Source organism: Vibrio sp., from assembly GCF_038138445.1.
In the GTDB taxonomy this organism is placed as follows: domain Bacteria; phylum Pseudomonadota; class Gammaproteobacteria; order Enterobacterales; family Vibrionaceae; genus Vibrio.
On record NZ_JAYQDQ010000002.1, the window covers coordinates 1 to 23,801 of the forward strand.

The 23,801-nt window shown below is 43.2% G+C and carries 22 protein-coding genes; 11 read left to right on the forward strand and 11 right to left on the reverse strand.

Annotation, left to right across the window (positions count from 1 at the left end):
* Positions 1 to 78 precede the first annotated feature (78 nt).
* Positions 79 to 966 carry a carboxylating nicotinate-nucleotide diphosphorylase gene (nadC, locus tag AAFM34_RS00855; protein ID WP_341659001.1) on the reverse strand — a complete coding sequence of 296 codons (888 nt, stop codon included), beginning with the start codon at positions 964 to 966 and terminating at the stop codon, positions 79 to 81.
* 133 nt (positions 967 to 1,099) lie between these two features.
* Between nadC and ampD the strand changes: the two genes are divergently transcribed.
* A complete protein-coding gene (gene ampD, locus AAFM34_RS00860) occupies positions 1,100 to 1,645 on the forward strand; it encodes a 1,6-anhydro-N-acetylmuramyl-L-alanine amidase AmpD (RefSeq protein WP_341659004.1) in 546 nt (181 codons plus the stop codon).
* An 87-nt stretch (positions 1,646 to 1,732) separates the two neighbouring features.
* On the opposite strand, the gene fldB is transcribed toward ampD, so the two are convergent.
* Positions 1,733 to 2,254, reverse strand: a complete 522-nt coding sequence (gene fldB / locus AAFM34_RS00865; protein ID WP_341659256.1) for a flavodoxin FldB — start codon at positions 2,252 to 2,254, stop codon at positions 1,733 to 1,735.
* 181 nt (positions 2,255 to 2,435) lie between these two features.
* On the opposite strand from fldB, the gene xerD reads away from it, so the two are divergent.
* From xerD to lpdA, 7 genes are all read left to right on the forward strand, one after another.
* Positions 2,436 to 3,314: a site-specific tyrosine recombinase XerD gene (gene xerD, locus AAFM34_RS00870; RefSeq protein WP_341659258.1), complete on the forward strand. Its 879-nt coding sequence runs from the start codon at positions 2,436 to 2,438 to the stop codon at positions 3,312 to 3,314.
* A gap of 38 nt (positions 3,315 to 3,352) precedes the next feature.
* Positions 3,353 to 4,105, forward strand: a complete 753-nt coding sequence (locus tag AAFM34_RS00875; protein WP_341659006.1) for a thioredoxin fold domain-containing protein — start codon at positions 3,353 to 3,355, stop codon at positions 4,103 to 4,105.
* Between the two features lie 117 nt (positions 4,106 to 4,222).
* Entirely contained in the window at positions 4,223 to 5,959 is a 1,737-nt protein-coding gene (gene recJ, locus AAFM34_RS00880; protein WP_341659008.1) for a single-stranded-DNA-specific exonuclease RecJ, read from the forward strand.
* Between the two features lie 406 nt (positions 5,960 to 6,365).
* The gene (pdhR, locus tag AAFM34_RS00885; RefSeq protein WP_341659010.1) at positions 6,366 to 7,133 is read left to right on the forward strand and encodes a pyruvate dehydrogenase complex transcriptional repressor PdhR; all 768 of its coding nucleotides are present in this window, start codon (positions 6,366 to 6,368) and stop codon (positions 7,131 to 7,133) included.
* Between the two features lie 49 nt (positions 7,134 to 7,182).
* Positions 7,183 to 9,852: a pyruvate dehydrogenase (acetyl-transferring), homodimeric type gene (aceE, locus tag AAFM34_RS00890; RefSeq protein ID WP_341659012.1), complete on the forward strand. Its 2,670-nt coding sequence runs from the start codon at positions 7,183 to 7,185 to the stop codon at positions 9,850 to 9,852.
* A 19-nt stretch (positions 9,853 to 9,871) separates the two neighbouring features.
* Positions 9,872 to 11,752 (forward strand): pyruvate dehydrogenase complex dihydrolipoyllysine-residue acetyltransferase, encoded by a 1,881-nt coding sequence (aceF, locus tag AAFM34_RS00895; protein WP_341659014.1) that lies wholly within the window; start codon positions 9,872 to 9,874, stop codon positions 11,750 to 11,752.
* A gap of 253 nt (positions 11,753 to 12,005) precedes the next feature.
* Positions 12,006 to 13,436, forward strand: a complete 1,431-nt coding sequence (gene lpdA / locus AAFM34_RS00900; RefSeq protein WP_160929240.1) for a dihydrolipoyl dehydrogenase — start codon at positions 12,006 to 12,008, stop codon at positions 13,434 to 13,436.
* 121 nt (positions 13,437 to 13,557) lie between these two features.
* Here lpdA and AAFM34_RS00905 read toward each other — a convergent pair whose 3' ends face one another.
* A complete protein-coding gene (locus tag AAFM34_RS00905) occupies positions 13,558 to 14,163 on the reverse strand; it encodes a LuxR/HapR/OpaR family quorum-sensing transcriptional regulator (RefSeq protein WP_341659018.1) in 606 nt (201 codons plus the stop codon).
* 304 nt (positions 14,164 to 14,467) lie between these two features.
* Between AAFM34_RS00905 and hpt the strand changes: the two genes are divergently transcribed.
* Positions 14,468 to 14,998 carry a hypoxanthine phosphoribosyltransferase gene (gene hpt, locus AAFM34_RS00910; RefSeq protein WP_341659020.1) on the forward strand — a complete coding sequence of 177 codons (531 nt, stop codon included), beginning with the start codon at positions 14,468 to 14,470 and terminating at the stop codon, positions 14,996 to 14,998.
* A 72-nt stretch (positions 14,999 to 15,070) separates the two neighbouring features.
* On the opposite strand, the gene can is transcribed toward hpt, so the two are convergent.
* On the reverse strand, positions 15,071 to 15,730 hold the full coding sequence (gene can, locus AAFM34_RS00915) for a carbonate dehydratase (protein WP_341659022.1): 660 nt from the start codon (positions 15,728 to 15,730) through the stop codon (positions 15,071 to 15,073).
* Positions 15,731 to 16,060: 330 nt separating this feature from the next.
* Between can and AAFM34_RS00920 the strand changes: the two genes are divergently transcribed.
* Positions 16,061 to 16,975 carry an ABC transporter ATP-binding protein gene (locus AAFM34_RS00920; RefSeq protein WP_341659024.1) on the forward strand — a complete coding sequence of 305 codons (915 nt, stop codon included), beginning with the start codon at positions 16,061 to 16,063 and terminating at the stop codon, positions 16,973 to 16,975.
* Position 16,976: 1 nt separating this feature from the next.
* On the forward strand, positions 16,977 to 17,747 hold the full coding sequence (locus AAFM34_RS00925) for an ABC transporter permease (RefSeq protein ID WP_341659026.1): 771 nt from the start codon (positions 16,977 to 16,979) through the stop codon (positions 17,745 to 17,747).
* Between the two features lie 71 nt (positions 17,748 to 17,818).
* Here the strand turns inward: AAFM34_RS00925 and panC are convergent, their stop codons facing one another.
* The 7 genes from panC to sfsA all read right to left on the reverse strand — a co-directional run bounded on the left by panC (position 17,819) and on the right by sfsA (position 23,775).
* Entirely contained in the window at positions 17,819 to 18,721 is a 903-nt protein-coding gene (gene panC / locus AAFM34_RS00930; RefSeq protein WP_341659028.1) for a pantoate--beta-alanine ligase, read from the reverse strand.
* Positions 18,722 to 18,732: 11 nt separating this feature from the next.
* Positions 18,733 to 19,527: a 3-methyl-2-oxobutanoate hydroxymethyltransferase gene (gene panB / locus AAFM34_RS00935; protein WP_341659030.1), complete on the reverse strand. Its 795-nt coding sequence runs from the start codon at positions 19,525 to 19,527 to the stop codon at positions 18,733 to 18,735.
* 22 nt (positions 19,528 to 19,549) lie between these two features.
* On the reverse strand, positions 19,550 to 20,035 hold the full coding sequence (gene folK / locus AAFM34_RS00940) for a 2-amino-4-hydroxy-6-hydroxymethyldihydropteridine diphosphokinase (protein WP_341659032.1): 486 nt from the start codon (positions 20,033 to 20,035) through the stop codon (positions 19,550 to 19,552).
* Positions 20,032 to 21,402, reverse strand: a complete 1,371-nt coding sequence (gene pcnB / locus AAFM34_RS00945) for a polynucleotide adenylyltransferase PcnB (protein ID WP_341659034.1) — start codon at positions 21,400 to 21,402, stop codon at positions 20,032 to 20,034. The genes folK and pcnB overlap by 4 nt, the downstream gene beginning before the upstream one ends.
* 112 nt (positions 21,403 to 21,514) lie before the next feature.
* Positions 21,515 to 22,405: a tRNA glutamyl-Q(34) synthetase GluQRS gene (gluQRS, locus tag AAFM34_RS00950; RefSeq protein WP_341659037.1), complete on the reverse strand. Its 891-nt coding sequence runs from the start codon at positions 22,403 to 22,405 to the stop codon at positions 21,515 to 21,517.
* 70 nt (positions 22,406 to 22,475) lie between these two features.
* On the reverse strand, positions 22,476 to 22,922 hold the full coding sequence (dksA, locus tag AAFM34_RS00955) for an RNA polymerase-binding protein DksA (protein ID WP_341659039.1): 447 nt from the start codon (positions 22,920 to 22,922) through the stop codon (positions 22,476 to 22,478).
* Between the two features lie 139 nt (positions 22,923 to 23,061).
* Positions 23,062 to 23,775, reverse strand: coding sequence for a DNA/RNA nuclease SfsA (gene sfsA, locus AAFM34_RS00960; RefSeq protein ID WP_341659041.1), 714 nt, complete (start codon positions 23,773 to 23,775; stop codon positions 23,062 to 23,064).
* Positions 23,776 to 23,801 lie beyond the last annotated feature (26 nt).

Consider the following 23,801-nt stretch of genomic DNA (forward strand, 5'->3'; position numbering starts at 1 on the left):
AGCCGATACCCCAGAAAAAACAATGCCGCTCACCTTAAGTGAACGGCATTAGAGTGATTAGCTCTCTCTTGCTGTTTGTTATTTGAAGCGCATTGACAGATCGAGTGCTTTGATATGCTTGGTGAGAGCCCCCACTGAAATATAATCTACACCCGTCTCGGCATACTCTCGTAGTGTCTCAAGAGTCACGTTACCTGAGTTTTCCAGCGCTGCGCGCCCTGCGTTGATTTTGACCGCTTCACGCATCATATCTGTGGTAAAGTTGTCCAACATAATAATATCAGCACCAGCGTCAATTGCTTCGGTTAGCTCTTGTAGGTTTTCTGTTTCAACCTCAATAGGTTTGCCCGGGTGAAGCTGTTTTGCAGTGAGTATGGTTTGAGTAATGCCACCATTGGCGATAATGTGGTTTTCTTTGATCAGGTAAGCATCAAATACACCAATACGGTGGTTAAAGCCTCCTCCACATGCAACTGCATACTTTAAAGCACTGCGCAAGCCAGGAATGGTTTTACGAGTATCGAGAAGACGGCAGTTGGTCCCTTCTAACTGCTTTGCGTACTGGGCGGTAGTGGTTGCACAACCAGATAATGTTTGGATAAAGTTCATCGCATTACGCTCACCAGTGAGTAGAGCTCGTGATGGGCCTGAAAGGTCACAAAGGACTTGGTTTGGCTCGACTTTATCACCGTCTTTAACATACCATTTAATGTTTACTTCACCGCCCAGCTGTTTGAAAACTTCATTGGCCCATTCGCTACCGCAAAATATTCCATGTTCCCGAGTAATGATACTTGCTTCATTATGCGCGTTTACCGGAATTAAACTCGCGGTAATATCTGCGGCAGGATCAAGTGTACCACCTAAATCTTCTTTGATTGCTTCAGTCACTGAGCGAGAAATTTCTTTTGGTAGCTGTTGTTTCAAATACTCGAGGCGTTCGTTGCTGTTGTGGGTGTTTTTCATCACAAATTTAATAGGCAGTTTTACATGAGTGGATGCATAATACGATGACTAGCAGGGAAATTCAGCCATTATTCTGGTATTTAGTGCTCGAAGTTCTAAAATCAATAACTTAACAATAGACTAGGTGATAGAGATGATAGATGGCAGTGGTTGGTACAAAGGAGCGCGGCATGTTCCATCTCCATTTTCTGATTCTAGGCCGGATGTTGAAGATATCTCATTGTTGGTGATCCACAATATTAGCTTGCCTCCGGGGCAGTTTGGTGGTCCTTTTATTGAACAGCTTTTCACAGGTCGACTGCAGCCGACTGCGCATCCTTTTTTTGCTGCGATATATCAAAGTAAGGTATCGGCTCATTGTTTGATTAGACGAGATGGTGAAGTGGTCCAGTTTGTTCCATTTACCTCTAGAGCTTGGCATGCTGGCATTTCAAGCTTTGCGCAGCGAGACAAATGTAACGACTATTCGATTGGTATTGAACTTGAGGGCAGTGATTTTGTTTGTTATACCGATGAGCAGTATCAGGCATTGAGTGTTTTGACAAAATGCATACAAACCCGTTTTCCCCAAATTACGCTACCTAGAATTACGGGACATCAATATATTGCACCCATGCGCAAAACCGACCCTGGGTTGGTTTTTGACTGGCAACGCTATCGTAATGGCTTAAAGCGCTAAGGTTTTCTCTAGCGATAAGAATCAATGAGATAAGCCCTCATTTAGGTAAGGCAGGCTGATGTTCTAACACCAACCTTTATGACGTAGTTAAAGAGTATCTTGATACTCTACCAAAACTTGCTCAATCCAAGTGGCTATTCGCTCATCGCTGAGCTCGTATTGAGAATCTTCATCCAAAGCCAGGCCAACAAATTGCTTTTGATCTGCTGTAAGTGCTTTAGATGCGTCGAATTGGTAGCTTTCATCATTTGGCCAATAACCAATAAAATTAGCGCCTACTTTTTCTAATTGTTCGTAAAGCATACCCATCGCATCTAGATACCATTCACCGTACCCTTCTTGATCACCCAATCCAAATAAGGCAATGGTTTTGCCACTAAGCGATAAGCTAGCAATATCATTCCAAACTTCATCCCAATCTTCTTGAATCTCGCCAAAGTCCCACGTCGATATGCCAAGAATGAGCAAATCATAGTTTGCCATTTCAGCCAGAGGAGTTTGCTTGACATTGAAGATGTCGACTAAGTCCTCACCTAAAATAGCTCGCATTTTTTCTGCAGCCATTTCTGTATAGCAGGTGGTTGAACCGTAAAACAGGCCAATTTTCATCGCTTTCTTTTTCACTTATTCCAATTAATAGCGAATTCTAACCATAAAATGGCGAGCTTTGCAGCGAATATGCAGAATAAAAAGCAATTTTTATGGCTTTATTATCTCACGCCACTTACATTGAGCACATATCTTACAGGTGAGGATTAATGTGTCAGACAAGATTTCTTTCGAACAGGGTATGATTGAACAGTTTCTTGATGCGATGTGGATGGAAAGAGGACTGTCTGAAAATACTTTGGCATCTTATCGCAATGATTTGTCTAAGTTGACGAAGTGGATGCTAGATAATAACTATCGGCTTGATTTTATAAGCTTATCTGGGCTGCAGGACTATCAGAGTTGGTTAATGGAGCAGGGGTATAAACAGACCTCCCGTGCGAGGATGTTGTCCGCAATTCGGCGTTTATTTCAGTATCTTCATCGTGAAAAAGTTCGAGGTGATGATCCGAGTGCACTTTTGGTCAGTCCCAAATTACCTAAACGTTTGCCCAAAGATTTGAGCGAAGAGCAAGTCGAAGCATTATTAAATGCTCCTGACCCTAATAATGCGATGGAACTAAGAGATAAAGCCATGCTTGAGTTACTCTATGCAACTGGCCTTAGGGTGACTGAGCTTGTTAGCCTGACCATGGAAAATATTAGCCTGAGACAAGGTGTTGTTCGTGTCACAGGTAAGGGTGGAAAAGAGCGCTTGGTTCCTATGGGAGAAAATGCGGTTGAATGGATTGAAACTTTTATGCAAGATGGGCGGTCTGAATTGCTAGGGGAAACAACGTCTGATGTGGTGTTTCCCAGTAAGAGAGCGCGTCAAATGACACGTCAAACATTTTGGCATCGGATCAAGCATTATGCCATTATGGCCGGAATTGATACCGAGTTGTTATCGCCACATGTACTGCGTCATGCCTTTGCGACTCATTTGCTTAATTACGGTGCAGATCTTAGGGTTGTACAAATGTTATTAGGACATAGCGATCTCTCGACAACACAAATTTATACTCACGTGGCAACAGAACGACTAAAACAGTTACACAGTGAGCATCATCCAAGAGCATGAGGGAATGCCCTTTTGCAGTAAATTATAAGGTGAATTCAATGAGCGTATTACGCCGAATGACTCTACTTAGCCTTCCTTTGTTAGTCGCTGCTCAGGTAGTGTCTGCGGCAGAGACAAAAGTAGATAAAGCCCAGCTTGAAAAGCGATTCTCTAAGCTAGGATTAGAAATCAACAAGGTAGCGCCTGCTGATATCAAAGGCTTAGTTGAGGTGCAAACCAGTGGTGGGGTTCTGTTTGCTTCGCCAGATGGTGAATACTTTTTAGCTGGGACTTTGTACAAGTTAGACAAAGACGGCCAGTATGAAGATGTACTTGCTAAGCGTCAGGCTCCTATCAATGCCGCTAAGATCAACAAGTTCCAAGACAGCATGATTGAATTCAAAGCTAAGGATGAGAAATATGTTGTCACTGTATTTACCGATATTACCTGTGGTTACTGTGTTCGTCTGCACAATCAGATGAAGGACTATAACAATTTAGGTATTACTATTCGCTATATGGCCTATCCGCGCCAAGGTGGAACTGGTTCAGTTGCTGACCAAATGGCAAGTATTTGGGGAGCGAAGAACCCTCAAGAGGCAATGCATGATGGAAAGGTGAAGCGTGAATTCCCTGAAAAGAGCAAAGACTTTGCCAAATATCAAAATATCATCAAGAAGCAGTATGCTTTGGGTCGAGAATTAGGTATCAGTGGAACTCCTGCGATATTCTTACCTGGTGGCGAAATGGTTGGTGGTTATCTTCCGCCAGAGCAAATGCTAAAACGTTTACAACAGACTGAAAAATCATAATCTACTGTTGTCTTACTAAAAAGTAGTGAATCACCTCAATGATAGATGGATTCATTGAGGTGGTTATTTTCTGAAGCTTTTTATCTCGCCATAAAATATCTACTCAATGAAACATTTATGATAGAAATCCAACGTCGTCCAGAAGTGGATCCTGCATTGCTTGAGGCAGACATAGCGCCTCTTCTCAAACGTATCTATATTTCGCGTGGCATTACTCGCCAAGAGCAACTAGATACCGCAGCGCGATCTCTACACTCCTTTCAAAAGTTAGACGGTATTGAAATAGCTGTAGGGATCTTGCATCAGGCAATTATAGAAAATAAACGCATTATTGTGGTTGGTGATTTTGATGCCGATGGAGCAACCAGTTCGGCGTTATCTGTGCTTGCGCTGCGAATGCTTGGCTCAACAAATGTGGATTATTTAGTGCCCAATCGCTTTGAAGATGGGTATGGACTTAGTCCTGAAGTGGTCGTTCAGGCGATTGAGATCGGTGCTGAAGTTATCATGACGGTTGATAATGGGGTGTCCTCTATTGAAGGAGTGCGATATGCCAAGTCACAAGGCTTAACTGTACTGGTGACCGATCATCACCTGCCTGGGAACGAACTTCCTATCGCTGATGCCATGGTTAACCCGAATCTTGAATCTTGCGCCTTTCCATCAAAAGCTTTGGCTGGAGTAGGAGTTGCATTTTATTTGATGATGGCGTTGTGCGTTCATATGCGCAATTTAGGCTGGTTTTCCCAACAGGGTATGACAGAGCCAAAATTAATGGAATTGCTGGATCTGGTTGCTCTTGGCACTGTTGCTGATGTTGTCCCTCTGGATGAAAACAATCGAATTCTAGTTCATCAGGGATTACAACGCATACGAGCGGGCAAGGCTAGGCCGGGAATTCAGGCGTTAATAGAAGTGGCAAAGCGTGATGCGAGAAGGTTGGTCGCTGCCGACTTTGGCTTTGCTTTAGGTCCACGTATTAATGCAGCGGGACGTTTGGATGACATGTCATTTGGCGTGGAGCTTTTACTTACCGATAATATTCATGCCGCGCGGAGAATGGCGAGCGAATTAGATGGCCTCAATCAAACCCGCAAAGAAATTGAAGAAGGGATGAAGCAGGAGGCGATGGCATTTTGCGAGCGTTTACAGTTTAGTGATGATGCTATGCCCTATGGATTAGTGTTATTTCAACGCGACTGGCATCAAGGTGTGATTGGTATTTTGGCATCTCGAATCAAAGAAAAATTTCACCGTCCTGTGATCGCATTTGCCGATGGTGGTGAGGGTACGTTGAAAGGTTCGTGCCGCTCCATTCCCGGTTTACATATGCGTGATGCACTCGATCGTATTGATACACAAAACCCTGGTTTGATTATTAAATTTGGTGGTCATGCGATGGCTGCGGGCTTAACCATTTTAGAGCAGGATTTTGAGCGCTTTTCGCAATTGTTTGATGCTGGAGTAAAAGTAGAACTTGATGAAGCGGCATTAAAAGGTGTTATTCTTTCTGATGGAGAGCTTAAACCCGAAGAATTTTCAATGCATACCGCTGAATTACTTCGCTCTGCTGGACCTTGGGGACAAGCATTTCCAGAACCAGTTTTTGATGGAGAGTTTAAACTGCTCCATCAAAAACTGGTGGGGGAAAAGCATCTAAAGCTTATGTTGGAGCCGCTGCATAAAGGCCATCCAACCAATATCATGTTGGATGGAATTGCTTTTAATGTTGACTTACGCCGTTGGCCAGACGCATCAGTCAAAACGGTTCGTTTAGCATTCAAACTCGATATTAATGAATTTCGAGGTAATCAATCATTGCAGGTAATGATTGACCACCTTGAAGCAAAGTAAAGACTAGGTCCCTATACCTATCTAGGTTGGTTTGAATGAGATCTTCCAATCAAAACTGAACTGGTTTTAACTCAAGTCAGTTCAGTAACTTCCCTTTTCACTTCTTCACATTGAGTTGTCAATTTTGATAAACAAATCCTGCTTATCAATTGAAACTTAACTTATATATCTTGCTCTAAAATTGAGTTGTGGCGTCGTTTAAGATTTATATGTTTATTTTTTGTAATTGGTCTGACCAATTGAGTTGTTGTTTTAATCAGCTATTGTTATCAAAGTGTTGATGGTTATCCAGTTCAATGATGTGGGTCAATTTATAACTGGAACTTGCGTTTTAATTATGTTAATTTCGTCGCCAATATGAAATTGGTAATACCAATTGACTGCAAAGAGTAGAAGAACAAAAAATATGGCTTATCAAAGGATTCGTCAGCCGAAACTTTCCGATGTTATTGAACAAGAGTTAGAGAGGCTGATTGTGGAAGGAACCTTATCTCCTGGACAGCAGTTGCCTCCAGAGAGAGAACTGGCAAAACAGTTTGATGTTTCTCGCCCCTCAATCCGAGAAGCCATTCAGCGTTTAGAAGCCAAACGTCTTCTCACACGTCGCCAAGGTGGCGGGACTTTTGTTAGCGAGAAAATTTGGACGAGTTTCTCCGATCCTCTGCTAAATTTATTGTCTAGCCACTCGGAAACACAGTTGGATTTGCTTGAAACGCGTCATGCGATGGAAGGTATTTCCGCTTACTTTGCAGCAGTTCGTGGAACCGAACAGGACTTTACTCGCATTCAAGCTTGCTTGAAGCACATTAGCGAAGAACAAACGAAGAAGAATGTTGAGGCGGAAGCAACTGCGGTTATGCAGTTTCTCATCGCTTTAACTGAAGCGGCTCATAATGTGGTTTTATTGCACATTGTGCGCAGTTTGGCGCCGTTATTGGAGCAAAATGTCCTGCAAAACCTCAAACTCTTACATCGCCGCGATGATGTGGTTGAAAAAGTAAGTAAACACCGAGCTAATATTGTAGATGCGATTGTTTCAGGTAAGCCTGAGAAAGCGCGTGAAATGTCACATTCACATTTAGCTTATATTGAAGAAACATTGTTGGATTTGAGCCGTGAAGAGTCCCGGCGCGAGCGTTCTTTACGTCGAATTCAGCAGGGTAACGATTCATAAAGTCGTTACTTAAAATAAGTAGATCCAACCAACAGAAGGATAGATCGCCATGTCTGATATGAAGCATGACGTAGATGCACTCGAAACTCAAGAATGGTTACAGGCCCTTGAGTCAGTGGTACGTGAAGAAGGTGTAGAGCGTGCTCAGTTCCTACTAGAGCAAGTTCTAGACAAAGCACGTCTAGACGGTGTTGACATGCCAACTGGAGTCACAACGAATTACATCAATACGATTCCAGCAGATCAAGAACCCGCTTACCCAGGTGACACAACCATTGAGCGTCGTATTCGTTCCATAATTCGCTGGAATGCAATCATGATCGTTTTGCGTGCATCGAAGAAAGACCTTGACCTAGGTGGTCATATGGCGTCTTTCCAGTCTTCTGCTGCATTCTACGAAACATGTTTCAACCACTTTTTCCGTGCACCTAACGAGAAAGATGGTGGTGATTTGGTTTATTACCAAGGCCATATCTCTCCGGGGATCTATGCGCGTGCTTTTGTTGAAGGCCGCTTGACTGAAGAGCAACTTGATAACTTCCGTCAGGAAGTCGATGGGAAAGGCATTCCTTCTTACCCACACCCTAAACTCATGCCTGAATTCTGGCAGTTCCCAACGGTTTCTATGGGACTTGGCCCTATATCTGCTATCTATCAGGCTCGCTTCCTTAAATACTTAGATGGTCGTGGTCTTAAAGATACTTCTGAGCAGCGCGTTTATGCCTTCCTAGGTGATGGTGAGATGGATGAGCCAGAATCACGTGGTGCTATCTCTTTTGCAGCTCGTGAAAAGTTGGATAACCTTTGCTTCCTTATCAACTGTAACTTACAGCGTTTAGATGGCCCTGTAATGGGTAACGGTAAGATCATTCAAGAGCTTGAAGGTCTGTTCAAAGGTGCTGGCTGGAACGTTGTCAAAGTTATTTGGGGTAACAACTGGGACTCTTTACTGGCTAAAGATACCACAGGCAAGTTGCTTCAATTAATGAACGAAACAATTGATGGTGATTACCAAACGTTCAAAGCTAAAGATGGCGCGTACGTTCGTGAGCACTTCTTTGGCAAGTACCCAGAGACAGCGGCACTTGTTGCTGACATGACAGATGATGAAATCTTTGCGCTTAAACGAGGCGGTCATGAATCATCTAAGCTTTACGCGGCGTACAAAAATGCTGAGCAGACCAAAGGTCGTCCAACTGTCATTTTAGCTAAGACAGTTAAGGGCTACGGTATGGGTGATGCGGCTGAAGGTAAGAACATTGCTCACCAGGTTAAGAAAATGGACATGACTCATGTTCTGCATATGCGTGACCGTTTAGGCCTACAAGATCTATTGACTGACGAAGCTGTTAAAGATTTGCCATATCTGAAGCTAGATGAAGGCTCAAAAGAATACGAATATCTGCATGCTCGTCGTAAAGAACTTAAAGGTTATACACCTCAGCGTCTGCCTAAATTTACTCAAGAACTCGCGTTACCTGAACTCGAAGAGTTTGGTCCTCTGTTGAGTGAACAAAAGCGTGAAATCTCTACCACAATGGCCTACGTTCGTACCTTAAATATTCTATTGAAGAATAAGGGCATTGGTAAGAACATTGTTCCAATCATATGTGATGAAGCTCGTACTTTTGGTATGGAAGGTCTATTCCGTCAAATCGGTATTTATAACCCACACGGTCAGGAATACACGCCTGAAGACCGTGGTGTTGTTTCTTATTATAAAGAAGCAACCTCGGGTCAAGTACTACAAGAAGGTATTAATGAGCTAGGCTCTATGGCTTCTTGGGTGGCTGCTGCAACCTCATACAGCACTAACGATCTGCCAATGATCCCATTCTATATTTACTACTCAATGTTTGGTTTCCAACGAGTAGGTGATATGGCATGGATGGCTGGTGACCAACAATCACGTGGCTTCTTGCTTGGTGCGACCGCCGGTCGTACAACACTTAACGGTGAAGGCTTACAGCACGAAGATGGTCACTCACACATTATGGCAAATACGGTACCTAACTGTATTTCTTACGACCCAACTTTCGCTTACGAAGTTGCAGTCATCATGCAAGATGGTATTCGTCGCATGTACGGTTCAGAGCAAGAAAACGTGTTCTATTACCTGACGCTGATGAATGAAAACTACGCAATGCCAGCAATGCCAGAAGGTGCGGAAGAAGGTATCCGTAAGGGTATCTACAAACTTGAAAGCTATTCAGGTAAGCGTGGTAAAGGTAAAGTTCAATTAATGAGCTCTGGTACCATAATGAATGAAGTGCGCAAAGCGGCGCAAATCTTGAGCGATGATTACGGTATTGCTTCTGATGTTTACTCAGTAACGTCTTTCAATGAAGTAACTCGTGATGGTCAAGCAGCAGAGCGCTTTAACATGCTGCACCCTGAAGCAAAAGCTCAAGTACCTTACATTACCAAGCTAATGGGTAAAGAGCCTGCAATTGCTGCAACTGACTACATGAAGAACTATGCAGAGCAAGTTCGAGCATTTATGCCTTCTGAATCATTCAAAGTTCTTGGTACTGATGGTTTCGGTCGTTCGGATAGCCGTGAAAACCTTCGTCGTCACTTTGAAGTGAATGCAGGCTATGTTGTAGTGGCAGCACTAACAGAACTTGAGAAGCAGGGTAAAGTTGATAAGTCAGCGATCACTGAAGCGATCAAAAAGTTCGATATCGATACTGAGAAAACTAACCCGTTGTATGCTTAATTAGAAAGGTAGATAAGAAATGGCAATCGAAATTAATGTACCAGATATCGGTGCGGATGAGGTTGAAGTTACTGAAATTCTTGTAAGCGTTGGCGACAAGGTTGAAGAAGAACAGTCTCTAATTACTGTTGAAGGTGACAAAGCTTCTATGGAAGTTCCAGCATCGGCAGCGGGTATTGTTAAAGAAATTAAAGTCGCTGAGGGTGACAAGGTATCGACTGGCTCGCTGATCATGGTATTTGATGCCGATGAGGGTGCAGCAGACGTTGCCCCTGCAGCTGTTGCCGAAGCGCCAGCGGCTGCTCCAGCATCATCTGAACTGAAAGAAGTTCATGTACCTGATATTGGCGGTGATGAAGTTGAAGTAACTGAAATCATGGTTGCCGTTGGTGATAGCATTGAAGAAGAGCAATCTCTTCTGACTGTTGAAGGTGACAAAGCTTCGATGGAAGTACCTGCACCATGTGCTGGTACTCTAAAAGAGATCAAGGTTGCAACCGGTGATAAGGTTACAACGGGTTCTCTGATTATGGTGTTTGAGGTCGCAGGTTCTGGTGCAGTATCAGCGCCAGTCGTGGCAGATACGCCAGTTGCTGCAGCACCGACAGCTTCTGCAGTAAAAGAAGTGAATGTTCCAGATATTGGTGGCGATGAAGTTGAAGTAACTGAAATCATGGTTGCTGTTGGTGATACAGTGGAAGAAGAGCAATCTCTTATCACTGTTGAAGGCGATAAAGCTTCTATGGAAGTGCCTGCTCCATTTGCAGGGACTATCAAAGAAATCAAAATCTCAACCGGTGATAAAGTATCGACGGGTTCTCTGATCATGGTCTTTGAGGTTGCTGGCGCAGCACCTGTAGCCGCTACTACTTCAGCTCCAGCTCCAGCTCCAACCCCAGCGGCAGCACCTGCTCCAAAAGTAGAGTCTCCGGCTGCAGCTCCAGCCGCAACAGGTGACTTCCAAGAAAATAATGAGTATGCGCATGCATCTCCTGTCGTTCGTCGTCTTGCTCGTGAGTTTGGCGTTAACCTAGCTAAGGTTAAGGGAACTGGTCGTAAGAGTCGCATCCTCAAAGAAGATGTGCAGTCTTATGTGAAAGATGCGCTCAAGCGCCTTGACTCTGGTGCTGCATCAGGCCAAGGTGATGGCTCTGCACTTGGCCTATTACCATGGCCAAAAGTCGACTTTAGCAAGTTTGGTGAAACTGAAGTACAGAAGCTCTCGAAGATTAAGAAGATCTCAGGTGCAAACCTACATCGTAACTGGGTGATGATCCCTCATGTTACACAGTGGGACAATGCTGATATCACCGAGCTAGAAGCCTTCCGTAAAGAACAAAATGCGATCGAAGCGAAGAAAGACTCGGGAATGAAGATCACTCCTCTAGTCTTCATCATGAAAGCTGCCGCGAAAGCGTTAGAAGCTTTCCCTGCGTTTAACTCTTCATTATCTGAGGATGGTGAAAGCATCATTCTTAAGAAGTATGTCAACATAGGTATTGCAGTCGATACGCCAAACGGTCTTGTTGTGCCAGTATTTAAAGACGTGAACAAGAAAGGCATTTACGAGCTGTCTGAAGAGCTAATGGTAGTGTCTAAGAAAGCACGTGCAGGTAAGTTGACTGCTGGTGACATGCAAGGTGGGTGTTTCACTATCTCTAGCCTTGGTGGTATCGGTGGTACTGCGTTTACCCCAATCGTAAATGCGCCAGAAGTGGGTATCCTAGGTGTGTCTAAGTCTGAGATGAAGCCTGTATGGAACGGTAAAGATTTCGAACCGCGCCTGCAGTTACCTTTATCACTATCGTACGATCACCGCGTCATCGATGGTGCAGAGGGCGCCCGCTTTATCACTTACTTGAACGCTTGTCTGTCAGACATTCGTCGTTTAGTTCTTTAACCAAAATTTGTTACCTAGAGGCGGCTGTTTAAGCCGCCTCTGTTACTTAAAACATCTGGCAGTTAAGTGAGGCAAGAGGTTTTCCTCGCTGAATTGTCGGCTAGCTCACAGGCTAAATGGAATTGCTTTTCACACCATTAACATCTCTGTAAACTGTTGGCGGTCTGAAAATAACTGTTTAAAACTAACCACTCTTAAACATAAGAATCAATACCCACTCGCCTGTTAGGGATAATGACTACAAGAGGTCAAAATGAGCAAAGAAATTAAAGCCCAAGTTGTTGTACTTGGTTCTGGTCCTGCTGGTTACTCCGCTGCATTCCGTTGTGCAGATTTAGGTCTAGAAACCGTACTTATCGAGCGTTACAGCACTCTTGGCGGTGTATGTTTAAACGTGGGTTGTATCCCATCGAAAGCACTTCTTCACGTTTCTAAAGTGATTGAAGAAGCAAAAGCGATGGCAGATCACGGCGTTGTATTTGGTGAGCCACAAACGGACATCAATAAAATCCGTATTTGGAAAGAAAAAGTCGTTAACCAGTTAACTGGTGGTCTTAGTGGTATGGCTAAGATGCGTAATGTAACGGTTGTTAGCGGCTATGGTAAATTTACTGGCCCGAACTCAATTCAGGTTGAAGGTGAGGGTGAATCAACGGTTGTTAATTTTGACAACGCAATTATTGCAGCGGGCTCTCGTCCAATCAAATTGCCGTTTATTCCACATGAAGACCCACGTATTTGGGACTCTACTGACGCATTAGAATTAAAAGAAGTTCCAGAGAAACTGCTTATTATGGGCGGTGGTATCATAGGCCTAGAGATGGGCACTGTTTATCAATCTCTTGGCTCTAAGGTTGATGTTGTCGAGATGTTTGATCAGGTTATTCCTGCGGCAGATAAAGACATAGTAAAAGTCTACACCAAGCGTGTTAAAGATAAATTCAACTTAATGCTTGAAACTAAAGTGACAGCAGTTGAAGCGAAAGACGATGGCATCTATGTGTCGATGGAAGGCAAGAAAGCTCCAGCGGATGCTGAGCGCTACGATGCTGTTCTAGTTGCAATCGGTCGTGTACCAAACGGTTTGTCACTTGATGCTGAGAAAGCAGGTGTTGAAGTTGATGAGCGTGGTTTTATTAATGTCGATAAGCAGCTTCGCACCAATGTTCCTCATATTTTTGCTATTGGTGATATTGTTGGTCAGCCAATGCTGGCTCACAAAGGCGTGCATGAAGGTCACGTAGCGGCAGAAGTTATTGCTGGTAAGAAACACTACTTTGACCCTAAAGTTATTCCTTCAATTGCTTACACTGAGCCTGAAGTTGCTTGGGTTGGTAAAACAGAGAAAGAAGCGAAGGAAGAAGGTATCAAGTACGAAGTGGCGACCTTCCCATGGGCTGCTTCTGGCCGTGCAATTGCTTCTGATTGCTCGGATGGTATGACTAAGCTTATCTTTGATAAAGAAACTCACCGTGTTATTGGTGGTGCAATTGTGGGTACCAACGGTGGAGAGCTACTTGGCGAGATAGGTCTAGCAATTGAAATGGGCTGTGATGCTGAAGATATTGCTCTTACCATTCACGCTCACCCGACGCTACATGAGTCTGTTGGTCTAGCGGCTGAAGTTTTTGAAGGTTCAATCACTGATCTACCAAATAAAAAAGCAGTCAAAAAGAAGAAATAACTTTCTTCTAGCCAAAACAGTATAGCCGCTGAAGTATCAGCGGCTTTTTTGTATCTGATGAGCCAAAGATACAAAAAAAGCCGAGTATCGTTAGAGACTCGGCTTGGACTTCAGTTAACGCTTATTTATAGATACAAAGCATATCTAGGTAGCTTTGTGTTAAGCGGTTTACTGAGTCATCATCCTGTGTACGATTTGCCTGTACAAACAGTGAGTAACAAATGCCATGGAATAGCGTCGCTAGATCCGCAGGATCATGGGTATCGCAGACTTCGCCTCTTTCGATTGCTTTAACAAACATATTTTGAACTAACAGTTGGTTAGTACGGTTTGTTGACACGAACAGTGGCCAAACTTCATCGCGTGTTGAAGCGCTCCACTCGAACCAGACTTTTAGCCAGTGGCAGTCGTTAACCACTAGATCAACCATTGCAGAAGTTAGGTTGCGAAGGTTTTCTTTAGCATGAATGTCTAGATCGATATTATCTGATAGGAAGTTTGAGAACTGACGTACAACATAATTTAATACATCATCGACCAAATCTTCACGGGTCGGAAAGTAGTTAAATACTGTTGCGACAGAAACTTGAGCAATTTCTGCGATGTCTGCGTGACCACCACGGCCAATGCCACGACGAGCGAACACTTCTAATGCGATTTCCATTAGTTGTTGCTTGCGTTTTTGTGGAGAAAGGCGCGTACGCGGTCTTTTAGCTATAGAATCCATAGTTATATTTCCTTGCCAATTGAGTTGTATATATGGGCTTATGTCCTAATTAGAATATTATTATTGCTTTCGCAGGTATGAGTGTAATGGTGCATATCAATTAAGTCAACGATTTCAGTTTATTTAATAATCATTTTTATTAATAACGTGCTTGAGATCATGTAGTTGCATATATTTATTGCAGCCTTTAATCAGGCAAACGTTTTACCTGTGGCATAGTGATGATAAAATATGTGTCTAAATCTTGGGTTAGTGCCGAATTCCTCGCCTAATAAATTTCCATTAAATGAAAAATGAGATTGATATGAAGCATACAGTAGAAGTAATGATTTCTGAACAAGAGGTTCAACAGCGGGTAAGTGAATTAGGAAGAGAGATCACGGCACATTACCAAGGGAGTGAAAATTTGGTGTTAATCGGTTTACTACGAGGCTCATTTGTCTTTATGGCTGATTTGGCTAGAAAAATTGAATTAACCCATCAAGTCGATTTTATGACAGCCTCTAGCTACGGCAATAGTATGGAAAGCTCTCGTGATGTAAGAATACTCAAAGATCTTGATGATGATATCAAAGGCAAGGATATCTTAATTATCGAAGATATTATCGACACAGGTAACACACTCAATAAAATACACGAGATATTGTCTCTACGTGAACCTAAATCCATTTCTATTTGCACTCTTTTAGACAAACCCTCTCGCCGTGAAGTTGAAGTCCCTGTTGATTGGGTAGGTTTTGCTATTCCTGATGAGTTTGTCGTGGGGGTTGGTATTGACTATGCACAAAATTATCGTCATTTGCCGTACATAGGAAAAGTGGTCCCCCAAGAATAAATTGATTCATTTTAGACCAACAATAAAGCCCTGCTTATAAATAGGCAGGGCTTTATTGTTGCCAAAGCAAGCTTAGCCAAGCACAGGCGAAGCTAAAATCTTATTTAAGGCTTCTTGGTGCCCAGACTCGAGAGATTCGCGACTAGAGCAGCGAACACCTAAGTCTTGTAGCTTACCATTACCTATACCATATACAACGCCATGGATCTCGATCTCTTGGCCTCGCTCCCAGGCTCCTTGCAATATGGTTGAGTTGCCTAGGTTATAGACTTGCTCTGCGACATTAATTTCACACAGCTTATCTCCCCACTGCTCGCGTGGTAGGGATTCAATATGAGCCTTGTATTTGTGGTAATTATCACGAATATGGAGTAACCAGTTATTGATGAGTCCCAATTGAGGATTGTCAATGGCAGCGTTGACGCCACCGCACCCATAGTGACCACATACAATGATGTGTTTTACCTTAAGAACTTCAACTGCGTATTGCACTACAGATAAACAGTTAAGATCAGTGTGAATGACTTGGTTAGCTACATTTCTATGTACGAAGAGCTCACCAGAATACAACCCAGTAAGGCGTTCGGCTGGAACTCGACTGTCGGCGCAGCCAATCCAGAGAAAATCAGGACTCTGTCCTTCTTTTAATTTTGCAAAGTACTCTGGTCGTTCAGCCTTAATGGATTCAGACCACTTTGAGTTGTTGTCAAAAAGCTGTTTTATTTCCGGCATTTTACAATTATTCCTTAACGAACCTTGCACCACTATACACAATGTCTGGTTTCCCTTCTCGTTAAATTGTAGTCATCGCTTACTCATCTGATGTCTCTATAACCCCTGTATTTAGAGGGTTTAAGCGGTTTTTCCTTGCTTTTAGGGTTATTTTTCTAATAGATTCTATATTTCTAATCGAATCGAAATAATGGTTGTATATGCAGGAATTCAGCGATAAACTCAGTTGCAGCTGTGGTGATTAGGAAATCTTCGGCCACTCTTTTTGTCGGTTTACTTTTCCAATACTTCTACCACAAGACACATGACCTTTTATTAGCAGTGAATACTATGTACGCATTAGAAATAGAACAGCTTCGCAAAACATATTCGGGTGGGTTTGAGGCGCTGAAAGGCATTAGTCTCAATGTGGCTGAAGGAGACTTCTATGCTCTTCTTGGTCCAAATGGCGCTGGAAAATCAACCACTATTGGTGTGATTTCATCTTTGGTCAATAAAACATCCGGTAAGGTGAGAGTATTCGGTTATGATATTGAACAAAACCTTGAGTTAGCCAAGCAGAATTTGGGTCTAGTGCCTCAAGAGTTTAATTTCAATCCGTTTGAAACCGTAGAACAGATTCTCCTGCAACAAGCGGGGTATTACGGTGTTCCTCGTGCGCTTGCCAAAGAAAGAGCGCAGAAATACTTAACTCAGCTTGAGTTATGGGACAAGCGAAATGAACGTGCTCGCCATTTGTCGGGAGGCATGAAAAGGCGATTGATGATTGCAAGAGCTTTAATTCATGAGCCTAAGTTATTGATTCTAGACGAGCCTACCGCTGGCGTAGATATCGAGCTTCGTCGTTCTATGTGGGAGTTCCTTAAGAAAATTAATCAGCAAGGCATCACTATTATTCTCACCACTCACTACCTTGAAGAAGCAGAAATGCTATGTCGAAATATTGGCATTATCAATAAAGGTGAGCTGATTGAAAACACCACAATGAAGGACTTATTGAGCAAGCTTGATGTGGAAACATTTATTCTTGATTTAGAAGAAGGTACAGGAGAGCCAAGACTGGAAGGAGTTATTAGTCAACGCATACAAAATGGGTCGTTAGAAATTGAAATAGAGAAGAGCCAGGGTTTAAACAGAATTTTCAGTCAGTTAACAGATCAGGGAATTAAGGTCCTATCGATGAGAAATAAAGCCAACCGTCTCGAAGAGCTTTTTGTCAATATTGTTCAGCAGGGAGAGCAGTAGTATGTATCGTCTATATTGGACCGCTTTTTGTAGCCTTTTGGGCAAAGAGGTACATAGATTTACTCGAATCTGGGTTCAGACACTGGTTCCTCCTGCTATCACTATGAGTTTGTATTTTATTATTTTTGGTAGCTTAATAGGCTCGCGAATTGGTGAAATGAATGGCTTTAGCTATATGGAGTATATTGTTCCGGGCCTTATTATGATGTCAGTGATCACCAATTCTTATTCCAATGTCGCTTCGTCATTTTTTAGCGCCAAACTTCAAAAAAATATTGAAGAACTTCTGGTCGCGCCTGTGCCCAATTATGTGATTATATTTGGCTATGTGATGGGAGGGGTTACTAGGGGACTATTGGTTGGTTTTATCGTCACCTTGGTTTCACTGCTATTTGTTGATCTTCAAGTCGATCATTGGGGAATTATCTTTCTTACCGTATTAATGACGTCGATTGTTTTTGCTCTTGGTGGCCTAATTAATGCTGTATACGCGAAAACATTTGATGATATCTCGATTATCCCAACTTTTGTTTTGACCCCACTTACGTATCTAGGCGGTGTGTTTTATTCGATCAGCTTGTTGCCTGAGTTTTGGCAGGGAGTATCGAAAATTAATCCGATAGTGTATATGGTTAATGCCTTTCGTTATGGATTTTTGGGTATTTCCGATGTAGGTATTGTAGAGTCATTCAGCGTTTTAGCTGTATTTGTGATTCTACTTTACTCTGTTGCCCACTACTTAGTCACCAAGGGAATTGGACTAAGAAGTTAGCTTTATGTGTCAAATAAAAAGGCTGGGATATTCACCCAGCCTTTAAAAGAATTTAATCCGTTTTATTCATGTTACTCGGCGCTTTCGGAGGGCGATTCTACATTAGTTTCTTCTTTCGTATCAGTTGCTAGATCGACAACTTGATTATCTATCAGGCGAGCTTGCCCCAAAAATGCTGACATTAAAATAACGACTTGAGTCGTCTCTGTACTTACCACACCTAGACTATTGGCATCGCGAATAAATATTTCGTCAGGTTGGAGCCCTGCGGCGCGAAGCTGATCACTTGCATCTTCGATAATTGAGGCATAGTCGTCACGCCCACCACGTATTGCACTGCTTATCCAGCGCATGGTGCGAGCTAAAACAGGTGCACGCTGGCGCTCATCCATGGTTAATAGATTATTGCGAGAGCTCATGGCAAGGCCATCCATTTCGCGAACGGTCGGCACGTTGACAATTTTTATGTCCATTGCCAAATCTTCGGTCATCTTTTGAATAACAGCGAGCTGCTGGAAATCTTTTTCACCAAAACATGCAACTTCGGGCTGAATAATGTTGAACAACTTGGTCACTACAGTTGCAACACCGCGAAAATGCCCCGGTCGAGAAACGCCTTCGAGGATGTTTGACAGCCCTGGTACATCGATAAAAGACTGTTTGTCTGTTCCGTTTGGGTAAATGACATCAGGTGTAGGCGTAAAGACAACTTCTATGCCCTCATTAGCTAACTTGCTTAGATCATCTTCGAGTGTTCTAGGATAGTTGTTCAAGTCGTCACTACGCTCAAACTGCATAGGATTAACAAAAATACTCGCGACAACAATGTCAGCATGCTCCCGAGCCTTGCGCATCAGAGCTAAGTGCCCTTCATGCAAATTACCCATGGTTGGCACAAAGGCAATACTACGGCCATCGCGTTTGTACTGCTTGATTTGCTCACGAAGTGTGGCAATCTCAGCAAAAGTTTGCATTAGTTAACTCCTTACGCAATGGTGTGGGCATGACTTGGGAAAGCACCACGTTCAACTTCGTCTTTGTACATGGCGACCGCTTTACGCAGGTCTCCAGTTTCAGCAAGGAAGTTCTTTGAAAACTTAGGCATGTAGTTTGCCGAGATACCGAACATATCATGCATAACTAGGATTTGTCCGTCTGTGGCATTACCTGCACCAATACCGATAACAGGGACATCACAGATATCTGTGATACGAGCCGCTAGCTCTCTAGGAACGCATTCCAATAGAATAATTTGAGCCCCGGCTTCTTGTAGTGCAATGGCATCACGAACTATTCGCTCAGCTTTATCTTGCTCACGCCCTTGTACTTTAAATCCACCAAAAATGTGGACTGATTGTGGTGTTAACCCTAAATGAGCACACACAGGTACCGCACGTTGTGTTAAGACTTTTACTGTCTCGACTAGCCAATCTCCCCCTTCAATTTTGACCATGTTGGCTCCGGCTCGCATTAGCTTAGCTGCACTATCGCATGCTTGCTCAGGCGTTGCGTAGCTCATAAAGGGCATATCAGCCATTAACAGACAGTTTGGGCTGCCCGCTCGCACACTGCGAGTATGATAGGCCACATCTTCGACGGTAACTGGCAATGTATCAGGAGCGCCTTGCAAAACCATGCCTAAGGAATCGCCGACCAGAAGAACGGGCATTTCTTCACTTTCAAACAGCTGGGCGAAGCTCGCATCATAGGCGGTGGAAGTAGCAAATTTATGACCTTCCTGCTTCCACTTCATCAGATCAGATATGGTAACTTTTTTCATGATTTTTCCTTTCAGGGCTTGGCTACGATTGCCAAACACGCAGACCGTTTTTCGAGACAACTGATAGCAAGTCATCTAGTCTGGTCCCACATGGGAGAGTGATACTTGGGGCAATTTCAGCCAGTGGGTAGAGTACAAACTCGCGTTCTTTCATTCCGTAATGAGGAATAGTTAAGCGCTCAGAATCAATCACCTCATTGCCGTAAAGAATGATGTCTAAATCCAGGGTGCGAGGTCCCCAGCGCTCATCTTTACGAACACGTCCTTGCTCTAGCTCAATTGCTTGTGTGCAGTCGAGCAATTGTATTGGCGTTAATTGTGTCTGGATTTTGACTACTGCGTTGATGTAATCAGGTTGATCTTGTGGACCCATTGGTGAGCTAGTGTATAGCAAAGAGCTACTGATAAACTCAGATTCTGGTAATTCTTTAAGCGCGTTAATTGCATTGTTTGCTTGAGCTACTGGGTCAGATAAATTGCTCCCAACAGCGATGTAGACCGTAGTCATGAAGATGAAACCTTGTTTTTTTTGTTACGATATGGCTTACGACGACGCTTTTTGCCTTGCTCTGGCGCATCTGATTCTAAATCAGAGACCATAGCTTGTCTCATTTCACGTCCCGCATTTTGGAATGTTTGCCACCATTTGGCGAGTTGTTCTGTGTCGCCAGTTTCGACTTCTCCTCTCATTTCGAGAAAATCAAAGCCTGCTCTAAACTTGTTGAGCTCCATTAAACGAAAAGCTCGCTTACCGTTTCTTCGTGGTAGACGAAGCTGTAATTGCCATATTTCTCGAATCGTTGCTGTATGACGACGAGGTATGGCAATGGTACGTACTTGTTCGTCGAGAATATAATTGCTTGCTTCCATAATAGCGTCGTATTCCGACAGCTTACGTTTGGCCATGAGTATGTCAGCGCGTGCGAGAAGTGGGTACCAAAGCATAGCGGCGAACATGAAAGCAGGGTTTATACGCTTGCCTTGTTCTATTCGTATATCGGTAGAATCTAGGACTAAATCCAACATTTGTTCAGTTTTTGATGAATAGTCTTGAGTAAAGTCATTGGCAATTAAGGGAAATAGTTGTTGGAATAGGTTGTACTCACGCATTAGGTGGTAGGTTTCTAGTCCATAACCAGACTGCAACATTTTGAGAGATTCTTCATATAAACGTGCTGCGGGTATGTCTTGCAGGAGGTGCGACATGCCTTCAATTGGTGCTGCTGTATCTTCTTCAATATCGAAATCCAGCTTCACGGCAAAGCGAATCGCACGCAGCATACGAACAGGGTCTTCACGATAGCGGGTTTGTGGTTCGCCAATCAAGCGTACCAGTCGCTCCTCAAGGTCTTCATGTCCACCTGCGTAATCATGAATGGAATAATCACCTATGTTGTAATACATAGCGTTAATTGTAAAATCGCGACGCTCTGCATCTTCATCTATGGTGCCATAAACATTGTCGCGTAAAAGCATGCCTTCTTTGGACTGCTGAGAGACATTTTTTGTGCTTTCCTGATGGTGACCACGGAAAGTGGCCACTTCAATAATGTCTCTGCCAAACATAATGTGGGCGAGTCGAAAGCGGCGACCGATAAGACGGCAATTTTTAAATAGTTGGCGTATCTCTTCAGGCGTTGCATTGGTGGCGATATCAAAGTCTTTAGGCCTTTGATCCAATAATAAATCTCGAACACCACCACCGACCAGAAAGGCTTCAAAACCAGCACCATGAAGTCGGTATAATACCTTGAGGGCGTTATCACTAATATGTTTACGAGAAATATTATGTTCTTGGCGTGTGATGACGTTCAGAGATAACTCTGGATAGACGTCGCTTTTATTTGGTATTTGGTCGTTTTTATTCATCTGCATCAATTACTCGTATTTCTGGCGGCTCTCATCACCAGTACTCGAGTGCGCCTATTTGGGCCTGGCTTATGGTTCCGTTTACGCTGTTAGGGCTAATTTCGCGGCTAATAATAGCCTACAGCGAGCTATTTGAGAATCGCGGTGTTAATTCGGTTGCATCTGGTAGTTGATCAATTCTCCAGTTTGCTATGCCCCAATCAATGATCCCTCTCACATTACTCTGTTTAATTTCTTTATTTAATTCAAAACCTAAAAATTGCATGGCATCAATTAAAGCGGGTTTAGGTTGCTTTAGGTCAATGGCCGGTGCGTGATTTTGTTTGGACAGTTTTTGACCAGAGTTATCCAAGGCTAAAGGTAGATGTACGTAGTTGACGGGAGAGTGATTCAGAATATGATATAAACTGATCTGCCTGCCCGTTGGTTCAATTAAATCAGCGCCGCGCACCACTTCAGTTACACCTTGAGCAATGTCATCAATCACAACTGCTAAATTATAGGCAAATAGACCGTCTCTGCGCTTAACAATAAAATCCTCTTGTGCAAGCTCGCGAGGTACAGAAAATTGGCCATGTTTTCGGTCATTAAAGCTTTCAACTGGGTGTGTCATACGCAATCTAACCGCGCAATTACCATTTTCTGTTAACTTTCTATCACGGCAAGTTCCATTATAAAATCCACCCATCGCTTTGACTTGTTTGCGCGTACATCCGCAATAATAAGCCTGGTCGGAACTTAACCAGCTCTCCAATTGTGCTTGATAAATGGCATGACGATTACTTTGATAAACAACGTCATCATCCCAATCTAAGTGATAAGCTTCCAAAGTACGTAAAATAAGATCTGCCGCGCCTTTGACTTCTCTTGGAGGGTCGAGATCTTCAATACGCACCAACCATTTTCCTCGTTGAGATCTTGCCTGAAAGTAGCTTCCTAGTGCAGCGACAAGGGATCCAAAGTGCAGTGGACCTGAAGGTGAAGGAGCAAAACGGCCAATATAAGTCATCTTGATATTCTTTTCTAACAAATCAAAAAGGGAGCAATTGCTCCCTCTATTACTCGTATCGATTACACTGCTAGCCTTGCATTTGCTTCTCTTTAATTTCTGCAAGCGTTTTGCAGTCAATGCATAAATCAGCTGTGGGTCGAGCTTCTAAGCGACGAATACCGATTTCGACTCCACAAGATTCGCAAAAACCAAAGTCATCTTCCTCAATTTTATTGAGTGTTTTTTCAATCTTTTTAATAAGTCGACGTTCTCTGTCTCGATTACGAAGCTCTAGACTGAATTCCTCTTCTTGAGATGCACGATCAACGGGATCTGGGAAGTTCGCCGCTTCGTCTTGCATGTGGTGCACAGTGCGATCAACTTCTTCCCTAAGCTGGTTTCGCCATGCGGTCAAAATTTTTGTGAAATGAGCCAACTGCTCTGGTGACATGTATTCTTCACCAGCTTTCTCTGTATATGGCTCAACCCCTGCAATGGCTAGGATGCCTAGCGCTTTTTTCTTTGATTCTGGCATGCAGCATCTCCTACTTACACCTGATCCACTGCGCTCGCAGTTAGATTTTAAGGCGGCTATCTATAGCAAAAAGAACAAAGTGAGGCAAACACTCTAGAGTAAACTTGCTGTCAATGTGAAGACGACACCATTTTTTCTCTTAACCAATGAAACGAATAGGTTTTACTAGTTTCATTTCAGTATTTGATAGCTGTGCTGCGTAACACAGTATTTCAACGCCTTGTTCTTGTGCGCTCTTCAATAAATTTGAATATTGTGGGTCTATATGGTGTGCAGGAGAGACTTTTTCAATACCAGAATGCAAAACTGTGAATAAAAGTACTGCTCTGTATCCATTTTGGACCATTTTTGTGAGCTCTCTCAGGTGTTTCTGTCCGCGAGTGGTTACAGCATCGGGAAAGAACCCCTGACCCTGATGTACTTCATCAAGTAATGTCACGCTTTTCACTTCTATATAGCAGCTTGGGTGCTCGCTTGACATGAGCAGGATATCAATTCGACTATTTTCATCTCCATATCGAACCTCTGTTTTGAGTTGTTCGTAGCCTGTAAGCTCGCTAATTACTCCTGCTTCTATCGCTTCTACTGCCAGTTGATTGGCTCGAGCCGTATTCACACAAATTGTGTTGCCTTTATTGGTTTGGGTTAGCTCCCAGCTATGCGGGTATTTACGCTTGGTATTGCTAGAAGTTGAATACCAAATGGTATCTCCAGTTGTTGCACAGCCTGTCATGGCACCAGTATTTGCGCAGTGTATGGTAATCTCTTCATTACTGGGTAAACGGATGTCAGCAAGGAAACGTTTGTAGCGTTTAATCAATATCGCAGGTTGTAATTGAGGTTCAAACTTCATTTGAGACTGGATTTATGTACAATATT

Excerpts from the sequence above, each read along its gene's own strand:
- nadC (WP_341659001.1), bottom strand. The coding sequence starts at position 966 with ATGAAAAACACCCACAACAGCAACGAACGCCTCGAGTATTTGAAACAA.
- ampD (WP_341659004.1), top strand. The coding sequence starts at position 1,100 with ATGATAGATGGCAGTGGTTGGTACAAAGGAGCGCGGCATGTTCCATCT.
- fldB (WP_341659256.1), bottom strand. The coding sequence starts at position 2,254 with ATGAAAATTGGCCTGTTTTACGGTTCAACCACCTGCTATACAGAAATG.
- xerD (WP_341659258.1), top strand. The coding sequence starts at position 2,436 with ATGATTGAACAGTTTCTTGATGCGATGTGGATGGAAAGAGGACTGTCT.
- AAFM34_RS00875 (WP_341659006.1), top strand. The coding sequence starts at position 3,353 with ATGAGCGTATTACGCCGAATGACTCTACTTAGCCTTCCTTTGTTAGTC.
- recJ (WP_341659008.1), top strand. The coding sequence starts at position 4,223 with ATGATAGAAATCCAACGTCGTCCAGAAGTGGATCCTGCATTGCTTGAG.
- pdhR (WP_341659010.1), top strand. The coding sequence starts at position 6,366 with ATGGCTTATCAAAGGATTCGTCAGCCGAAACTTTCCGATGTTATTGAA.
- aceE (WP_341659012.1), top strand. The coding sequence starts at position 7,183 with ATGTCTGATATGAAGCATGACGTAGATGCACTCGAAACTCAAGAATGG.
- aceF (WP_341659014.1), top strand. The coding sequence starts at position 9,872 with ATGGCAATCGAAATTAATGTACCAGATATCGGTGCGGATGAGGTTGAA.
- lpdA (WP_160929240.1), top strand. The coding sequence starts at position 12,006 with ATGAGCAAAGAAATTAAAGCCCAAGTTGTTGTACTTGGTTCTGGTCCT.
- AAFM34_RS00905 (WP_341659018.1), bottom strand. The coding sequence starts at position 14,163 with ATGGATTCTATAGCTAAAAGACCGCGTACGCGCCTTTCTCCACAAAAA.
- hpt (WP_341659020.1), top strand. The coding sequence starts at position 14,468 with ATGAAGCATACAGTAGAAGTAATGATTTCTGAACAAGAGGTTCAACAG.
- can (WP_341659022.1), bottom strand. The coding sequence starts at position 15,730 with ATGCCGGAAATAAAACAGCTTTTTGACAACAACTCAAAGTGGTCTGAA.
- AAFM34_RS00920 (WP_341659024.1), top strand. The coding sequence starts at position 16,061 with ATGTACGCATTAGAAATAGAACAGCTTCGCAAAACATATTCGGGTGGG.
- AAFM34_RS00925 (WP_341659026.1), top strand. The coding sequence starts at position 16,977 with ATGTATCGTCTATATTGGACCGCTTTTTGTAGCCTTTTGGGCAAAGAG.
- panC (WP_341659028.1), bottom strand. The coding sequence starts at position 18,721 with ATGCAAACTTTTGCTGAGATTGCCACACTTCGTGAGCAAATCAAGCAG.
- panB (WP_341659030.1), bottom strand. The coding sequence starts at position 19,527 with ATGAAAAAAGTTACCATATCTGATCTGATGAAGTGGAAGCAGGAAGGT.
- folK (WP_341659032.1), bottom strand. The coding sequence starts at position 20,035 with ATGACTACGGTCTACATCGCTGTTGGGAGCAATTTATCTGACCCAGTA.
- pcnB (WP_341659034.1), bottom strand. The coding sequence starts at position 21,402 with ATGCAGATGAATAAAAACGACCAAATACCAAATAAAAGCGACGTCTAT.
- gluQRS (WP_341659037.1), bottom strand. The coding sequence starts at position 22,405 with ATGACTTATATTGGCCGTTTTGCTCCTTCACCTTCAGGTCCACTGCAC.
- dksA (WP_341659039.1), bottom strand. The coding sequence starts at position 22,922 with ATGCCAGAATCAAAGAAAAAAGCGCTAGGCATCCTAGCCATTGCAGGG.
- sfsA (WP_341659041.1), bottom strand. The coding sequence starts at position 23,775 with ATGAAGTTTGAACCTCAATTACAACCTGCGATATTGATTAAACGCTAC.